The sequence below is a fragment of the Methylomonas sp. LL1 genome (assembly GCF_015711015.1).
Lineage (GTDB): Bacteria > Pseudomonadota > Gammaproteobacteria > Methylococcales > Methylomonadaceae > Methylomonas.
On the sequence record NZ_CP064653.1, the window covers coordinates 990815 to 1007001 of the forward strand.

12 protein-coding genes and 2 pseudogenes are annotated in these 16187 nt (G+C 52.6%); 5 read left to right on the forward strand and 9 right to left on the reverse strand.

Annotated elements, in window-relative coordinates:
* Nucleotides 1-3 precede the first annotated feature (3 nt).
* Complete coding sequence (mutS, locus tag IVG45_RS04995) at nt 4-2589, reverse strand: DNA mismatch repair protein MutS (RefSeq protein ID WP_196436783.1); 2586 nt, start codon at nt 2587-2589, stop codon at nt 4-6.
* Between the two features lie 203 nt (nt 2590-2792).
* On the opposite strand from mutS, the gene IVG45_RS05000 reads away from it, so the two are divergent.
* Nucleotides 2793-3050, forward strand: coding sequence for an Arm DNA-binding domain-containing protein (locus tag IVG45_RS05000; protein WP_230874761.1), 258 nt, complete (start codon nt 2793-2795; stop codon nt 3048-3050).
* A 157-nt stretch (nt 3051-3207) separates the two neighbouring features.
* The gene (locus IVG45_RS05005; protein ID WP_196436784.1) at nt 3208-3702 is read left to right on the forward strand and encodes a MerR family transcriptional regulator; all 495 of its coding nucleotides are present in this window, start codon (nt 3208-3210) and stop codon (nt 3700-3702) included.
* Between the two features lie 144 nt (nt 3703-3846).
* Here the strand turns inward: IVG45_RS05005 and IVG45_RS05010 are convergent.
* The 4 genes and pseudogenes from IVG45_RS05010 to IVG45_RS05025 all read right to left on the reverse strand — a co-directional run bounded on the left by IVG45_RS05010 (nt 3847) and on the right by IVG45_RS05025 (nt 7086).
* Nucleotides 3847-5003: pseudogene (locus IVG45_RS05010) on the reverse strand (IS3 family transposase).
* 59 nt (nt 5004-5062) lie between these two features.
* On the reverse strand, nt 5063-5194 hold the full coding sequence (locus IVG45_RS22795; RefSeq protein WP_269059625.1) for a hypothetical protein: 132 nt from the start codon (nt 5192-5194) through the stop codon (nt 5063-5065).
* Between the two features lie 231 nt (nt 5195-5425).
* A complete protein-coding gene (gene arsS, locus IVG45_RS05020) occupies nt 5426-6388 on the reverse strand; it encodes an arsenosugar biosynthesis radical SAM (seleno)protein ArsS (RefSeq protein ID WP_196436785.1) in 963 nt (320 codons plus the stop codon).
* Between the two features lie 2 nt (nt 6389-6390).
* A complete protein-coding gene (locus IVG45_RS05025; protein WP_230874762.1) occupies nt 6391-7086 on the reverse strand; it encodes a DUF3047 domain-containing protein in 696 nt (231 codons plus the stop codon).
* Between the two features lie 120 nt (nt 7087-7206).
* Between IVG45_RS05025 and tnpC the strand changes: the two are divergent.
* Together tnpC and IVG45_RS05035 are read left to right on the forward strand one after the other, a co-directional pair.
* Nucleotides 7207-8561: pseudogene (gene tnpC, locus IVG45_RS22960) on the forward strand (IS66 family transposase); the annotation flags it as partial.
* Nucleotides 8562-8657: 96 nt separating this feature from the next.
* Nucleotides 8658-9074, forward strand: a complete 417-nt coding sequence (locus IVG45_RS05035; RefSeq protein WP_196436786.1) for a transposase — start codon at nt 8658-8660, stop codon at nt 9072-9074.
* A 269-nt stretch (nt 9075-9343) separates the two neighbouring features.
* Here the strand turns inward: IVG45_RS05035 and IVG45_RS05040 are convergent, their stop codons facing one another.
* Entirely contained in the window at nt 9344-10258 is a 915-nt protein-coding gene (locus IVG45_RS05040; RefSeq protein WP_196436787.1) for an FkbM family methyltransferase, read from the reverse strand.
* Between the two features lie 421 nt (nt 10259-10679).
* On the opposite strand from IVG45_RS05040, the gene IVG45_RS05045 reads away from it, so the two are divergent.
* Complete coding sequence (locus IVG45_RS05045; protein WP_230874764.1) at nt 10680-11204, forward strand: DUF1097 domain-containing protein; 525 nt, start codon at nt 10680-10682, stop codon at nt 11202-11204.
* A gap of 118 nt (nt 11205-11322) precedes the next feature.
* Here the strand turns inward: IVG45_RS05045 and IVG45_RS05050 are convergent, their stop codons facing one another.
* The 3 genes from IVG45_RS05050 to IVG45_RS05060 all read right to left on the reverse strand — a co-directional run bounded on the left by IVG45_RS05050 (nt 11323) and on the right by IVG45_RS05060 (nt 16149).
* Complete coding sequence (locus IVG45_RS05050) at nt 11323-11727, reverse strand: DUF805 domain-containing protein (RefSeq protein WP_196436788.1); 405 nt, start codon at nt 11725-11727, stop codon at nt 11323-11325.
* A 116-nt stretch (nt 11728-11843) separates the two neighbouring features.
* A complete protein-coding gene (gene mfd / locus IVG45_RS05055; protein WP_196436789.1) occupies nt 11844-15308 on the reverse strand; it encodes a transcription-repair coupling factor in 3465 nt (1154 codons plus the stop codon).
* A gap of 100 nt (nt 15309-15408) precedes the next feature.
* The gene (locus IVG45_RS05060; protein ID WP_196436790.1) at nt 15409-16149 is read right to left on the reverse strand and encodes a flagellar brake protein; all 741 of its coding nucleotides are present in this window, start codon (nt 16147-16149) and stop codon (nt 15409-15411) included.
* Nucleotides 16150-16187: the final 38 nt, after the last annotated feature.

The following is a 16187-nucleotide window of genomic DNA, read 5'->3' on the forward strand; positions in this document are numbered from 1 at the left end:
GCCCTACAATAGCGTCTTCAAGCGATAGAGTGTATCCAAGGCTTGTCTAGGACTTAAGTTATCGGGATCGATTTCTTCCAGCAAACATACCGCGGGATGGCATTCCTGACTAGTAAATAAATCAAACTGATTCACCTCGCTGTGGCTTTGCTGCTCGATATAAGCGGTATTCTCCAGTTGCAGCAACTTGCTTTTAGCGTTGGCAATCACCGATTGCGGCACGCCGGCCAGCGCCGCCACCTGTAGGCCGTAACTCTGGCTGGCGGGACCGTCTTTCACCGCATGCAAAAACACGATCTTGTCGCCGTGCTCCATCGCATCCAGATGGATGTTGTGGATGTTGCTTTGCTCCTCGGCCAGCGTGGTCAGTTCGAAATAGTGAGTGGCGAACAGCGTGAAAGCCTGGGTGTGGCGGGCCAGATAATCGGCGCAGGCCCAGGCCAGCGACAAGCCGTCGAAGGTGCTGGTGCCGCGGCCGATTTCGTCCATCAGGATCAGGCTGTTGCTGGTGGCGTTGTGCAGGATGTTGGCGGTTTCCGACATTTCCACCATGAAGGTCGAACGGCCGCTGGCCAGATCGTCCGACGCGCCGATGCGGGTGAATATCTTGTCTATCGGCCCGCAACGCAAGGATTGCGCCGGCACATAACAGCCGATATGCGCCAGCAGCACGATCAATGCCGCTTGGCGCATGTATGTCGATTTACCGCCCATGTTCGGGCCTGTGATCACCAACATCCGTCGTTCGGCGGAGAAATTTAGATCGTTGGCGACGAAGGGGATACTGGACAAAGCCTCCACCACCAGATGCCGGCCGGCAACAATTTCGATCCCGGCTTGCTGATCCAGAATCGGTTGCGCCAGATTCAGGGTATCGGCGCGTTCGGCGAAGTTCACCAAAACGTCCAGCTCGGCCAAAGCGTTGGCGCAATGTTGTAAATCGATCAGCGCATCGCTCAGCGTGGTCAACAATTCGTCGTACAAGGCTTTTTCGAAAGACAGTGATTTTTCTCGGGCGCTGAGGACTTTGTCTTCAAAGCTTTTCAGTTCCGGCGTGATGTAACGCTCGGCGCCTTTCAGGGTTTGCTTGCGGGTGTAATGCACCGGCACCTTATCGGCCTGGGCGTTGGATATTTCGATGTAATAGCCGTGCACCCGGTTGTAATTGACCTTGAGCGTGGCGATGCCGGTGCTGGCGCGTTCGCGCTGTTCCATGTCGATCAGGAACTGGTCGGCGTTCTGGCTGAGGTTGCGCAGCTCGTCCAGCTCGGGATGATAGCCCGGCGCGATGACGCCTCCGTCGCGGATCAACACCGGCGGATTGTCGATGATGGCGCGTTGCAGCAATGCCAGCAAATCAGGTTGTTCGCGCAGTTGCGTGCGCAGGTTTTCCAGATGAGGGTTCTCACTGTCGGCTAGCTGGGTTTGTAAGTTGGGCAACACCGCCAAAGTGTGACGCAACACCAGCAAGTCGCGGGGACGCGCGGATTTCAAGGCAATTCGCGAGCTGATGCGCTCGATGTCGCCAACCTGGCGCAGGCTGGCTTGTAAATCGCGATAGAGTTGATCGTCCAGCAAACTGGCAACGCAGGCATAGCGGCCATTGATGATGCCGTGGTCGCGCAACGGCCGGTGTATCCAGCGCCGCAGGCAGCGGCTGCCCATCGCGGTGGCGGTCTTGTCCAGCACGCCCAGCAAGGTGTATTGCAGCTGGCCGCTGGGGTGGCTGTCCAGCTCCAGGTTGCGGCGGCTGGCGGCGTCGAGGCTGATGCTGTCGTCGCAGTTTTCGACGCTGATGCCCTGGATGTGGGGTAGGGCGCTTTGCTGGGTATCGCGGACGTATTGCAACAAGCAGCCGGCCGCGCAAATCGCCGCCGGCAGATGTTCGCAGCCGTAGCCTTTCAAATCGTGGCTGTTGAATTGTTTCAATATCAATTGCCGGCAACTGTCCAGGTCGAAATGCCAGGGCGGCCGCCTGCACAGGCCTTTGCGTTCCTTGACGGCGGCCGGCAATGCTTGGTCTTCGCTAAACAGCAATTCGGCCGGATTCAGGCGTTCGATCTCGCTGAGCAACTGGGTTTCGGTCTCGAGTTGTTGCAGCACGAACTTGCCACTGCCCAGGTCCAGGCAAGCCAGTCCGTAGAATTTATCGAACGCCGCCAGCGCCACCAGCAAATTGTCCTTGCGATCCTCCAGTAAGGCCTCGTCGGTGACCGTGCCCGGCGTGACGATGCGTACCACCTTGCGTTCCACCGGTCCCTTGGATTTTGCCGGGTCGCCGATCTGCTCGCAAATAGCAATCGACTCGCCTTGTTTCAATAGGCGGGCGATATAGTTTTCGGCGGCGTGATAGGGAATGCCGGCCATCGGGATAGGCTGTCCGCCGGAATGTCCGCGCGCGGTCAGCGTGATGTCGAGCAATTGCGCGGCCTTCCTGGCATCGTCGAAAAACAGCTCGTAAAAATCGCCCATCCGGTAGAACAATAGTGTCTCCGGGTGTTGCGCCTTGATGCGGAGAAATTGTTGCATCATTGGCGTGTGTTGTGTTTCGTTGCCTTGCTTGCTTTCTTGTATTGTTTGGAGATTCATTCGTAAATTAATGAAATAACAGATAATTGTTCTATGACTATGGGTCAGGTTTTCACCAGCTACACTTTTCAAAACTTCCCTGTGCTTTGCTGTTTAGTATAGGTTTTTTAGAGTTATCCTTGCGTCATCGAACAACATAAAAAACCTATATTAAAATGCAATTCCATGCCTGCACCGCTAAAGCTTTGAGGCTAGGACAGCATATGGCTTTTGACGATTACCCAGGGCTGCATTTGTCTGCCATGGCAAAGGTGAGAACTTGGTTTTATCGATATAGAAGCTCCTTTGATGGACGCCTTAGGCAGGTGTCCATTGGCCATTGGCCGCCTATGTCATTTTCAGCGGCTATTGTCGCTTGGGAAGCTTTGAAAAACCAGCGTGATTCTGGTAATGATTCTGTATTAGAAGTAAAGCAAGTTAAATTAGAGACAAAAGCTTTCCTGATTAGCAAGCTCCTTTAGCAATCGGCGGAATCCAAGTGATCCCCGATTAAAACGCACATACTAAGTTCAAATTCCAAGGAGACATTCGTCATAGCAGTGTTGGGAGCCGGAATTTGTATTCGGTTGTTGCAATACCTACACTATGTGACGTCTACCTTATATTTTGTAAATCAAAATGCGCCTTCCGCCTAAACACCAGCGAGATGTTCTTAAAATCGGTGAACTGGCCGATGAACTCGGCACCACGCCAAGAACGATTCGCTTGTACGAAGAGCTCGGACTGATCGCCCCCGACCGCACAGAGGGCGGCACACGTCTTTATGCCCGGAAAGATTTGAAACGCATGGCTATCGCGTTGCAGCTTGGTCGTGTCGGTATCGAACTGGAATCGGTGCAAAAGCTCGCTCAAACCCGGCAGCAATGTGTTTCCGGCAAAGAAGCATCAGCCGCGATGCAGCCGCTCCTGCATGATTTGCGTACCAGAATAAGGGGATTGCTGGATGATTTGGAAGAACTGGATCGAGACCTGGAGCGGGCGGATATGCTGATCCGCCAATGCGGAACTTGTCAAAATCGCCCCAATCGCCAGGATTGCCCGGAATGTCCGGTGAATAAGAACGTGGATTTAACCAACATTGGTCGTCTGGTTTGGGATCCGAGTTGTCCGTGAACGACCCGTTGCGGTGTGCGCCAGGATAAGCTGAAATGGTTTAATGATCCCGGACACTTCAAAAGGCAGACTTTATACTGTCAGCAGAGGTGACCATGACAAACGAGCAAAAACTGATGTGTCAACACTTTTCCGGACACACAGCTAAGCAGCTTTAAGCTGCACTTCGTAGTCAACGGGCGACAGGTAGCCATTGGCGGAATGAAGTCGCTCGCGGTTATAAAACACTTCGATATATTCGAATACGGCCTGCCTGGCCTCGGATCGGGTTCGATAGGTCTGGTGATGTATCAACTCGGTTTTCAGGGTATGAAAGAAACTTTCCGAGACGGCATTATCCCAGCAGTTTCCCTTACGACTCATGCTTTGCCGGATGCCGTGTTGCGTTAATAAGGCTCGATGGCTGTCCGATGCATATTGGCTGCCGCGATCGGTATGCCATAGCAAGCCTTTCTCGGGCTTGCGCTTCCAAACCGCCATCAGTAGCGCATCGTTCACCAGTTTGGTCCGCATATGTTCGGCCATAGACCAGCCCACGACTTGCCGGGAATAGAGATCAATCACCACGGCCAGATACAGCCAGCCCTCCTGCGTATGGATATAGGTGATGTCGCCGGCATAGACTTGATTGGGCTTTTCCACGGCAAATTGCCGATCCAGGTGATTGGACGCAACCGGTTGATGATGCTTCGAATTCGTCGTGGCTTTGAATTTGCGCTTGGTTTTACAGGCCAACCCCGCTTCCCGCATCAAACGACCGATACGGCGGCGGCTGACGGTTCGGTTCTGAGCGGATAAGGCGGCTTTGAGACGGCGCGTACCGTAGGTTGCCCGGCTTTTGCCAAAGGTGCTTTGGATCATCTCGGATAGGGCGGCATCGTCTTGTTCGCCCGCAGAGGGGCCTTGCTTCAGCCAGTCGTAGTAGGCGCTTCGGGATACCCTCATGAACCGGCACAGGGTATCTACCGCAAAGTCCTCTGCATGCTGCTTGATCCAGGCGTACTTCATCTTTGTTCCTTGGCGAAGTACGCCGCTGCCTTTTTTAGTAAATCGCGCTCCTCGGTCAATCGGGCCACTTCCTTCTTAAGGCGCTTGAGTTCATCGTACAGATGTTCATCGGTACGGACCGCTTTATTGCTGTCTTTGGGGCGACTGTATTTTCCTATCCAGGTATGCAAGGTATTGACGTTAATGCCAAGATCCTGGGCTACCTGGCTGATCGGTTTATCGGATTCATTCGCCAACTTGACGGCTGAGGCTCTGAATTCGGCTGTATAGGTATTGGGTTTTTCTTGGCTCATTTTGGATTCACGCTTTTTCAGGTTATTTTAAAAAGTGTGTCCGGTTTAGTGTAGCCACATCAGGTGCCGACGGCTAAGGCGACCTTGCCGGAGCGGCTGTATATGCCGAGTCGGATGGCGGTGCGATGCAGATCAAGTAATTTTGCAAAGCAATTACCAGCGGCGGCATTGAAGCCAATCGATTTACACATCTAGAACAACCTCTAACAAAAATGTAGATTTGGAGCGCGCTGTATGGCAAAAAGCAATGCGCATAAATCCATGCAATTAAGCGCGGACGATAAAAATGATAAGCCACGCTCTTTGTTCAAAATATACCATTAAGGTTATATTTTGCAAAATCTCGCAGGTTCCGTTCAATGCACAAAACCATCCAAGTAAGCGCTTTTGCATTGCTTGCTTAAGTCCGGATAAGGCCAAAGTCAGAGCAAAGCGCCGCCGCAGCTGCTGCCTTGGCCGGCGGTGCAGCCGTAACAATGGGCGGCGGTGGCGATGGGTGCGTTTTCGAGTTGTTCCAGGTGCAATTCGCTGATATGTAGTTTGGGTTTGGCTGCGGCGCCCAATGGCAAATCCAGCATCTGATTGAAATCGCAGTCGTAGACGTAGCCTTGCCAGTCGATGCTGAGGGTATTCAGGCACATCAGGTTTTCAAGGTTGGCTGTGCGAAAGCTGCTTTTTAGCAAGGCCATATAAGATTCGAAGCGGCCATGGCTGATCAAGGTGCTGCCGAAGCGCTGAATCGGCATGTTGGCGATGGCAAACAGGCGGTTGAAGACGATGCCGTAATGTTGCCGTAAGTGCTGTTTGTAAGCCTGTTCCAGTTGCTGTTGATCGGGCGGCAACACGGCGTCTTGCGGGTTGAAAACCAAATTCAACTCCAATCCGCTGCCCGGCTGACCATAACCCAAGCGGTTCAGGCGCCGCAAGGCCGCCAGACTGTCTTTGAACACGCCTTTGCCGCGTTGTTTGTCGACATTTTCTTCCAGATAACACGGCAGGGAGGCGACGATGTTGACCTGCTGCGCGGCCAGAAACTCCGCGAGATCGGCGTATTCCGGTTCTTCCAGAATGGTCAGATTGCAACGGTCGATCACCTCGATGCCACGATCACGCGCGGCTCGCACCAGATAACGAAAATCGGCGTGCATTTCCGGTGCGCCGCCGGTCAAATCCAGCGTGTGAATGTTAGCGGCATCGGCCAAAGCCAGTACCTGATCAACGGTTTCCCGACTCATCATCTCGGTACGTTTGGGGCCGGCATTGACATGACAATGCACACAGCTCAAGTTGCACAGATAGCCAAGGTTGATTTGCAAAATCTCCAACGGATTGCGAAAAACGGACGGAAAATCACTATTGGCCAGTAAAGGTTTGGTGTCGTGCATGCTTAGTCCTTGGAAAACCAGATATCGCCGTAAATAGCAGACACCGAGCCATTGCTGTTGTCGGTATCGGTCATGATGGCGACGGCATCGATAGTGCTGATGTCTTCACCGAATAGTTTCTTGAAATCGGCCCTGATGTTGCGCTTTTCGGTTTGCCAAACGTTCAACGATGCTTCCGGGCCGCGCAAAGCCAACATCATGGCATGATCACCGGCAAAGGCATTGGGCCAGACGCTGTCTTTTTTAGTGTTGCCGGCCCATACGTAATTGATGGCCTTGGTTTGCCAAAACGCCAGCCCGCCTTTGACCACCACATACACCCGCGCCGCGTAATCGTCGCCTGCCTTACTTTGTTCATTCAAGTCGGTCAAACGATTGCCGATGCGCCACGACCAGTTCAGGAACGGGGTTTGTTCCAGATCGATATGCTGCTCTTTGAATAAACCGGAACCGGCGGCACGACTATCAGCCGTCAATACCGTCACACCATCGATAGCTTGCAATCGATACTGGGTTTCGCCTTTGAAGCTTTTATGCTCCCAACCCTCCAGGCGATTTTGGCTGAACTCGCCGATAGGCAGTTTGTTATCGGCAACTGCCGCGTGCTGCGGCAGTAAAATAGCCAAGCAAAGCAATAGGCGATTATTGATGAATGGCCTCATGGCGCTAATATGGGAAGGATAGGGGAGAGCTGTCATAGTCGGTTGTCCAGGTTTTGCTTCATGAGGATGTCGTCACGATTTTCCTGCAAATGATAAAACGAGCAAGGCAAGCTGGCTTGCCTTTTCTACTCTAGTAGTCGTGACTGGCGGGGATTCCTTACAGAGGAAATCACGCCCGAAGCGGTCGAGGTGGCCGGTCACAGCCGCATGAAGCGCGGCCGCAAACCGCTCGATCCTCATCTGCCGCGCGAGATTGTGCGCTATGAATTACCGGAAGCCGAATGCATCTGCTCGCATGACGGCGGCCGTCTGGTGGGAATCGGCGCGGAAATCAGCGAGCAGCTCGACATCGTGCCGCAACAAGTGCGAGTGATTCAGCATCACCGTATCAAATATGCCTGCCCCTGCTGCGACAACAGCATCCGGGTGACACGCCAGCACCGGTTCGCACTTGTGCCCCAGAGGGTATCATTCCCAAAGGCTTATTGACCGAAACGGCCTTGGCCTGGGTTGTCACCGCCAAATATCAAGATAGCCTGCCACTGTATCGGCAAGCCGCATTGCTCAGCCGATTCGGCGGCGATTTGTCGCGCACCACGCTGGCCGCCAGCCTGATGCGGGTCGGTCAGGCGGTGCAGCCCATCATCAATCTGCTGCGCGACCATCTGCTGGAAGCCGATCTGATCCTGGGCGACGAAACCGTGGTTCAAGTGCTCAAGGAATCCGCGCGAGTCGCGCAAGCTAAAAGTTATTTGTGGGCACAGATGACCGGCTCCGGCCCGCCGATCCGACTGTTCAGCTACACGCCGGGTCGTGCGGGCACGCATGCGCAGCCGTTGTATGAAGGTATCGAGCCCGGTGTGGTACTGATGAGCAATGGCTATGAGGTGTATAACACTATTGCCGCTGCGCGGGGTGCTATTCACCTCGGCTGCTGGGCGCATGCGCGCCGTTATTTTGTCGAAGCCGAAGCCGCCATCCCCAAAGCCGCGCGTGGACCGGAATCACTGGCGACGCAGTTTATCGTTGAGATTGGCGAGTTGTATGCCATTGAAGCCAAGGCGAAAGACCACCTTAGTGCCGAACAGCATGGACAACAGCGCCAACAGTTAAGCAAGCCGGTTTTGGCCAAGATCGAAGGCTTGCTGATACAGCATCTGCATGGGGTAACTCCCGGCAGTTTGCTGGGCAAGGCCTTGCATTATCTGTCGTCGCAATGGCCGAAATTGATCCGCTTTGTCGACAACGGCGCCTAGCCTATTGATAACAACCTCTGCGAAAACGCCATACGCCCGTTTGTCGTCGGCCGCCGCAACTGGTTGTTCTGCGGCACGGTGGCCGGTGCCCAGGCCAGCGCCAATCTCTACTCGCTCATCGAAACCTGCAAAGCCAACAGTATCGAACCCTACACCTATTTGGTGGCATTGTTCCGCCAGTTGCCTCTGGCAAAAACCGTCGAAGATTTCGAGGCATTGCTGCCTTGGCAACTCGTCGAGCCAAAGATCGAATAATAAACTGGGCGGCTTTGTTCGAAAAATCAATCGCGTGGTTTAAAGGGCGCTTACTGTGTTCCCTATGCGTGGTAACCACGAGGAAAAACGCTGACGTTGCCTGCCAATACGATGGGGCGCATGAATGTGGTGGGTTTGGTCAGTCGGCTAGGCGCGAGCTATTTTCACGCCGTCGAAACGACGGTCACGTCCACCGTGATTGCCGAGGCCATGGCGGGTTTTATTCGATCTCGTCCTACCGGTAAATTGACGGTGGTGATTATGGATAATGCACCGCCTCACCGAAAGGCCGAGCGAGAAAGCCAAGCTGATTGGTTGTTGGGACATGTCTGGGTGTGGTTCTTGCCACCTTATTCGCCAGAACTGAATCTCATCGAAATTCTATGGAAGAAAATCAAATACGAATGGCTTCCGTGGGCGGCTTATGCCAACTTTCAATCTCTCCGTAGCGCTTTGCAGGATATTTTTGAAAATTATGGCGCTGGCTCAAAATACCAAGTGAATTTTGTATGACTGCTTAGGTTAAATTCACTTTTGAATCCGTCTAGCATTTTTTAATAGGATTAAAGTGCAGTAAACCATATCGTTGTGTTAAACGCTCAGCAAAAAGTTAACTGGCATTAGTTGATCTCGCTCCTCTTCGGTGTTTGACACTCATCCCTTGGTTCTTACATTGTTAAACATCCGTTTATTTTAATGCATGTCAATTTGTTGCGGAGCGCTGATCTGTAAAAATCTTAAAGACGCTCCCAGCAGGATAAATGTTTACTCTGGGGCTATAGTTACCTGTCAATATTAGCCCAGTTCGATCGATGAAGTTTATGGCTAAAGTTTGGAACAGCCATCCCAGAGGGAACGAACAGAACATCACACTGCAATTCATCTGCATGCATATATGGCTTAATAGCCACATTAACTCTATATGCTGAATATCCTAGCTCACAAAAGCCATTAATTAATTCATGTTTGTTTGAGCCGAGTTGACGTAAAAACGAGTCTGATATTTCAGCAATGACATAGGGTTTATCACGTGCCAATAGACTTTTCATGCCATTCAACACTAGGGTTTCAGCGCCCTCCACATCGATCTTGATTAACCTAATTGGTGGAAAGTCGTCAATCATATTATCGAGTCGAATTGCTGAAACTTTGACGACAGAACTGGTTTTATTTCCTAGAGATCTAATAGATGATATACCCGTGTGGTTTGTAGGGCCGCAATGAAATTCTATTTCACTATTGGCATCGGAAACCGCATGATTATAAGTCTTGATGTTTCTGTAAAGATTGTTATTGGCTAATACTTGGAGGCGCTGATAAGTACTGGGTGACGCCTCGAATGAGAAGATTTTTCCATTCAATCCGACGGTTAAAGATGCCAATGCAGAAAAATAGCCAACGTTAGCTCCCACGTCTATCATGTTATCGCCTGGTCGAAGCAATTGGCTGATAATATTCGTGAGTGGCTCCCTTATATTCAAACCGTAAATTAAAGTCTTTAGGCCGTCAAAAGATTCCAAAGGGTTAAGGTAAATATAGGTGCGATTGGCGATTTTTGCTGGTCCAGCAGGGGAAGCCCGAAGTACTGTTTTTTGCTGATCAAGCCACCGGCATAGTCGCCATCTTGCAGGGAAGTTTTGGTTTAGTCTATTAAGTTCGCATAAATACTTCAGAAACCGATATTTCATTTTGAACATGGTATAGCCCCTAACTAATTGTCTTATCCTTGATTAAAAGGATAGCCGAATCAAGGAAAAAATGCGTCGAAGTTTTTCCACAGCCCCGGCGCTTAACAATCAATACTTTGGTGCGGATTGGCTCCTAACCAATCAATAATTCTTCCAAAACCCACTGATTTACCCCGCAACCTTAATCCTGGTCGTCATAGGCAATGTGAATTGCGTGGATAGATAATTATATTCTGCTGATTTTGGATGTGATGGCCTATTGAAAAATTGGCAGAAATGCAACTCCCCGGCAGCCATATCTGTGATACTGTTGCTATGGATCATGGAGGCTTCGGCAGATTGGTCGCTTTAAAACAGTGAGGTTTTGTGGCGCCACCTCAAGGCAAAATCGCATTTAACTATTCAATTGAGGTGTTAATTCAGAGGGAAAATGATGGAAAAGCATGCAGCACTTTCGTTAAGTATTGGTGGATTGTCCGGTGTAGCAACGTTTTTGGCGGTAGGTCCGGCCAGCGGCGTATTTTTTATCTGGGCGGCGACTATCGCCTGGGCCGCGTACTTTATGTTGGGCGCCAATAAAGAAGCTTTAATCAACACTATCGTAAACGGTATTTATGGCGTGGTCATGGCATGGATAACGGCCATTTTCCTGACGGAAATTTCGCCCGATGCGGTGCTAGGCTTTACCCTGATGGCTGCGATTACGGTGGCGGTTGTGGTAACGGTGATGTGCCTGTTGGCGGTTATTCCGCAAATCGCGGTGATTCCAGTCAGCGTGCTGGGTTATTCGGCAACTTTTGCCTATTTGCTGCAGACGCCGGATACCTTAACAAAAGACGTATTATTGGGCGCTTCCTTGGGCAATCCATTGTTGGTGATAAGCATTTCAATCTTGGTTGGCGCATATTTTGGACAGCTCTCGGGTCAATTAGCCGCCAAATGGACTAAAGTCTAGAAGTTAGACCATCGGACGGGATTCGCCATCCCGTCCGTGATGTGTTAGCGGTTGTGAAGGACTGGAGGCGGAGTGTATTACGCAAGGATTTGCGTTGATCATCATAGCCTCGAACGTGTCACAACCGTCGGATTAATAACACCGTTAGCCATGGTAAAGTCAATATTGCCAATCCGATAAACCAGTCTTTGCTTGATACGGGCGGCGATGGCGGTTCCAAACTGTCGGCCGCCGGATTGCTGGGAGCGAAACTCAACACGAGTGCAACCAGCAGCATTAGCGGTGGCGCAAACATAAAACCCAACAAAATTCCCCAGGCCGAAGAGCCGATGTCACGGGCGCGTTTGATCATGGCAGTGGCGCCAAATAAACCGAGCAAACTCGCCAAAACCCAATAAAAGCGCTCGGTGTATCCGTCCGGCAAACCGGCTGCGCCGATGTTCAGCGTATAAACCAGCACGGCCGCGTTGAACAAACTTGGTAGGCCCAAGGCGATATATCGGGATCGATCGTAACGTAGCATTAGAGAGCCTGAAGTGATAGGGTTTTAGCTGTGCCGCGGACGTGTAAGGGCTTCAATTGTTGTATAAAAGCTACGGCACCTTAAATGTTGACCGTGGTGAGTAAATGCCTCAACGGTTATGATTTCGGCCCTAATCGTAACAACAACTTTTCCAGAAACACCACCTTATCCTCCATATCCTTAAACGTGTAGGTAAACCTTAATTTATCCGCGCCGTCGAATTTATAGACCCGCGACTGACTTTGAATCATCGTGATTAACTCGCCGGTATCGATTTGAGGACTGGAACTGAAGACGATGCGACCACCGGTGCTGTATGCCTCGATTTTTTTGATACCCAGATGCGCGGCTTGCTGTTTGAGTTCGGTGATGGCGAACAGAGCCCTGACTTGATCCGGCAACAGACCGAAGCGATCGATCATCTCGATTTTCAGCTTGCGCAAATCGTCCTCGGTTTCGGTGCTGGCGATGCGTTTGTACAGCACCAGGCGGGCGTGGATGTCCGGCAAATAATCTTCCGGAATCAAGGCCGCGATTTGTAGATCGACTTCCGGGCCGGTCTCCAGCGGCGCATCGAGCTCCGGCTGCTTACCGGATTTCAAGGCTTTCACGGCCCGTTCCAGCAACTCGGTATATAGGGTAAAGCCGATTTCCTGAATCTGCCCGCTTTGTTCGTCGCCCAGCAACTCCCCCGCGCCGCGGATTTCCATGTCGTGCGAGGACAGCATGAAACCTGCGCCGAGTTCGCCGGAGGTTTCGAAGGCTTCCAGGCGCTTGATGGCGTCCTTGGTCATCAAGGATTTCGGCGGCACGATGCAGTAAGCATAAGCTCTATGGTGCGAACGGCCGACCCGGCCGCGCAACTGGTGTAATTGCGCCAGACCCAGTTTGTCGGCGCGGTTGATGACGATGGTGTTGGCGCTGGGAATGTCGATGCCGCTTTCGATGATGGTGGTAGCAATCAGCAGGTTGAAGCGCTGGTGATAGAAATCCAGCATGATCTGCTCCAACTCGCGCTCCGCCATCTGGCCGTGAGCAATCTGAATCCGGGCCTCCGGCACCAAGGCCTCCAACTCGCGGGCCATCTTGTCCATGGTCTTGACGTCGTTGTGCAGGAAAAATACCTGGCCGCCGCGCTTGATTTCGCGTTGGCAGGCTTCCTGGATTTGCGAGTCTATCCATTCGGTGACGAAAGTCTTGATAGCGTGGCGGTTCGGCGGCGGCGTGGCGATGATGGAGATGTCGCGCAGGCCGGCCATCGCCATGTTCAAGGTGCGCGGAATCGGTGTCGCGGTTAGCGTCAGTAAATCCAACTCGTAACGCAGTTTCTTGAAGTGTTCCTTTTGGGTGACGCCGAAGCGGTGTTCCTCGTCGATGATCACCAGGCCCAATGATTTATATTGCATGTCTTTCGACAGCAGTTTGTGGGTGCCGATGACGATGTCGACCTTGCCTTCGGCCAGCTCGTCGGCGATGGTTTTTTGCTGCTTGGCGGTGACGAAGCGCGAGGTGACTTCCACGCGCACCGGCCAGTCGGCGAAGCGGTCGCGGAAGTTCTGGTAATGCTGTTGAGCGAGCAGGGTGGTCGGCACCAGCACCGCCACCTGTTTGCCGCTCTGCACCGCGACAAAGGCGGCGCGCATCGCCACTTCGGTCTTGCCGAAACCGACGTCGCCGCAAACGACGCGGTCCATAGGCTGAGTGGTGGCCATGTCTTGCAATATGGCGTCGATGGCGTTGAGCTGGTCAGGGGTTTCCTCGAACGGGAAGGCGGCGGCAAAAGCGTCGTAGTCGCTGTTGTCGACATTGAAGGCAAAACCCTGGCGAGCGGCGCGTTTAGCGTGGATGTCCAGCAATTCGGCGGCGACGTCGCGCGCCCGTTCCATGGCCTTTTTCTTGGCCTTACTCCACTGGTCGGTGCCGAGGCGGTGTAATGGTGCGTTTTCGGCACTGACGCCACTGTAACGGCCGATCAAATGCAGCGACGACACCGGCACGTAAATCTTGTCGTGGTTGGCATATTCCAGCATTAAAAACTCGGCGTCTATGCCGCCTACGTTCAGAATTTGCAAGCCCAGATAGCGGCCGACGCCGTGTTCTTGATGTACCACCGGCGAACCGACGGTCAGTTCGTCGAGGTTGTTGAAGATATTTTCCAGCGCCCGGGCCGCGGATTTCTGGCGCCGGCGGCGTTGCTGAACTTTTTCGCCGCTGAGTTGGCTTTCGGTGATAATCGCGATCTTGGGTCCGTCTAGCCACAGTCCTTGGTCCATCGGTGCCACGACGATGCACGGCGAATGATCGCTTTGCAGAAATTCAGGCCAGCTCTGGACTTGTTTGGCGGCGAGTTTGACGCTTTTCAGTTTGTCGATCAGGCCTTCACGGTGGCCGGCGGTTTCGGCGACGAACAGGACTTTGCCGTCGAATCCCTCTATAAACTGGCGTAAATGCTGTGCCGGTTCTTTTAGTCGGCTGTCGATTGCGACCTCAGGCAGGCTTTTGCAATGAAAATCTTGTCCATCTCCACTTGGGAAAGGGACTGGAGTGAGGTTATCCAACACGATGCGGTTGAAACTATCCGTGTGGCACTGGATTTCCTCGGCCGACAAAAACAAGCGCTCGGGTGGTAGCAGGGGGCGGTCTACATCGTATTTGCGCTGTTGATAACGCTCGTCGGCCTCGTTGTAAAAACGCACGGCGTTGTCGGTAAAAGCGGCCGGCAACACGAACAAGGCGGTCTTGGGCAAATAGGCGAACAGCGATTCGGTGCGCTCGACAAACAGCGGCAGATAATATTCGATACCGGCCGGAGCGATTTGCTTGGAAACGTCCAGGTACAGATTGTTTTTGGCGGAAGCGTTAGGAAATTGTTCGCGGAAGGCTTGGCGGAAACGTTTGATCGCATCGTCGGTAAACGGAAACTCGCGGGCCGGAAACAGCTCGACCTTAGTCATCTTTTCCCGCGACATTTGTGTGTCGGGGTCAAAACCGCGTATCGATTCCACGTCATCGTCGAACAATTCGATCCGGTAAGGTTGCTTGCTGCCCATCGGAAACAAATCGATGATGGAGCCGCGCACCGCGAATTCGGCGTGCTGATAGACTTGCGACACGCATTGGTAGCCGACCGCTTCCAGCCTGGCGCGGGTTAGTTCCAGATTCAAGCCGCCGCCGACTTCGATCGCGAAGCTGTGCGCCAGGATATGCTCGCGTGGCGCCAGTCGCTGCATCAGGGTCGAAATCGGTACAATCAGCGCTCCGCGCTTGGTCTCGGGCAGCAATGCCAGGGTACGGATGCGTTCCGAGATAATTTCCGGCAAGGGCGAAAACACGTCGTAGGGCAGGGTTTCCCAGTCGGGAAACTGTAGAATCGGAAACGCGTTGTCCAGGAAAAACGCCAGCTCGTGTTCCAGGCGTAATGCGGTCTGGGTGTCCGGCGTGACGATGACGACCAAACGTTTTTCCTGGGCAATCGCGCTGGCCAGCGCCAGCGAATCGCCACAGCCGGTTAATCCGGACCAGTACAACGGAGCGTCGGTGTCTTTAGGGACAGCGGCGTTAATCAGCGAGAATGACGGCATTACAATATCGAGATGCTAAAAGCGTTGATTATAAACTTGAAGAACGGCGGAAAGGCATTCAATTGCCCGGCAATTCGGGTTGAAGCCGCCAATCCCGCCGTCAGGCAATGTTTTTATGTTGAATATCGATGCTGTGAATATAACGCTGGAGCAGGCTGTCGACATTGGGCGGCAGATAACTGAACTGACAGCCGATGCGTTGCTGGACGCAGAGGCTGCTGACGCGCATGTCGACGTTGTTTTTGATCACAAATGCCACTCGCGCTTGGCTGCCATCCTGCAAATTCAGGATAGAATCGGCAAATTCACGGTCGGGCCGCAGGCATTGAGTCCAATCCGGCTCGGGGTTGAGGAAGGAAAACCCACCCACGCTCATATCGTACAAGGCGAAGCGGATTGTATGGCCGCTATGGTCTGGATTGTCGTCGCTAAAGGTTAATTGGCAATAACTGTCGGTGTGGGATAGCGGGATTTTTACCCGGTGGAATTGGCGGCGCTCCATCCAGAAAATCACCTCGGGAATCGGCATCGATAAAACCCATTCGCTTCCTGCTTTGACTTTTTGGATGCGTTGCCCGTTAAACGACACCTTGACCCCGCCTATCTCGGTGCGGAACAACACTTTTTCCGAAGCCAGCAGTTGATTGTCCAACACCGCCGTGGGACCGCAGTCCAGTTGCAAAATATTGTTTTTAGGGTCTAGGCCGACAATCGTGGTTAGGAAGGAAGCGTTGTGACGGCCGAAATGTGCGGACATGATGCACTTGTGCCTGACTAGATCGGTCAAGTAATTCAATACCCGGTTTGGGGTTCTGACCAGAAAGTCGGAGGGATTTGTCATTATGGGAAGCTAAATCTTGCTGTTTAATCAGCTGGCTA

Coding starts and splice junctions, on each gene's coding strand:
- arsS (WP_196436785.1), bottom strand. CDS start 6,388: ATGCACGACACCAAACCTTTACTGGCCAATAGTGATTTTCCGTCCGTT.
- IVG45_RS22795 (WP_269059625.1), bottom strand. CDS start 5,194: ATGTGTAAATCGATTGGCTTCAATGCCGCCGCTGGTAATTGCTTTGCA.
- mfd (WP_196436789.1), bottom strand. CDS start 15,308: ATGCCGTCATTCTCGCTGATTAACGCCGCTGTCCCTAAAGACACCGAC.
- IVG45_RS05060 (WP_196436790.1), bottom strand. CDS start 16,149: ATGACAAATCCCTCCGACTTTCTGGTCAGAACCCCAAACCGGGTATTG.
- mutS (WP_196436783.1), bottom strand. CDS start 2,589: ATGAATCTCCAAACAATACAAGAAAGCAAGCAAGGCAACGAAACACAA.
- IVG45_RS05000 (WP_230874761.1), top strand. CDS start 2,793: ATGGCTTTTGACGATTACCCAGGGCTGCATTTGTCTGCCATGGCAAAG.
- IVG45_RS05045 (WP_230874764.1), top strand. CDS start 10,680: ATGATGGAAAAGCATGCAGCACTTTCGTTAAGTATTGGTGGATTGTCC.
- IVG45_RS05050 (WP_196436788.1), bottom strand. CDS start 11,727: ATGCTACGTTACGATCGATCCCGATATATCGCCTTGGGCCTACCAAGT.
- IVG45_RS05005 (WP_196436784.1), top strand. CDS start 3,208: ATGCGCCTTCCGCCTAAACACCAGCGAGATGTTCTTAAAATCGGTGAA.
- IVG45_RS05040 (WP_196436787.1), bottom strand. CDS start 10,258: ATGTTCAAAATGAAATATCGGTTTCTGAAGTATTTATGCGAACTTAAT.
- IVG45_RS05025 (WP_230874762.1), bottom strand. CDS start 7,086: ATGACAGCTCTCCCCTATCCTTCCCATATTAGCGCCATGAGGCCATTC.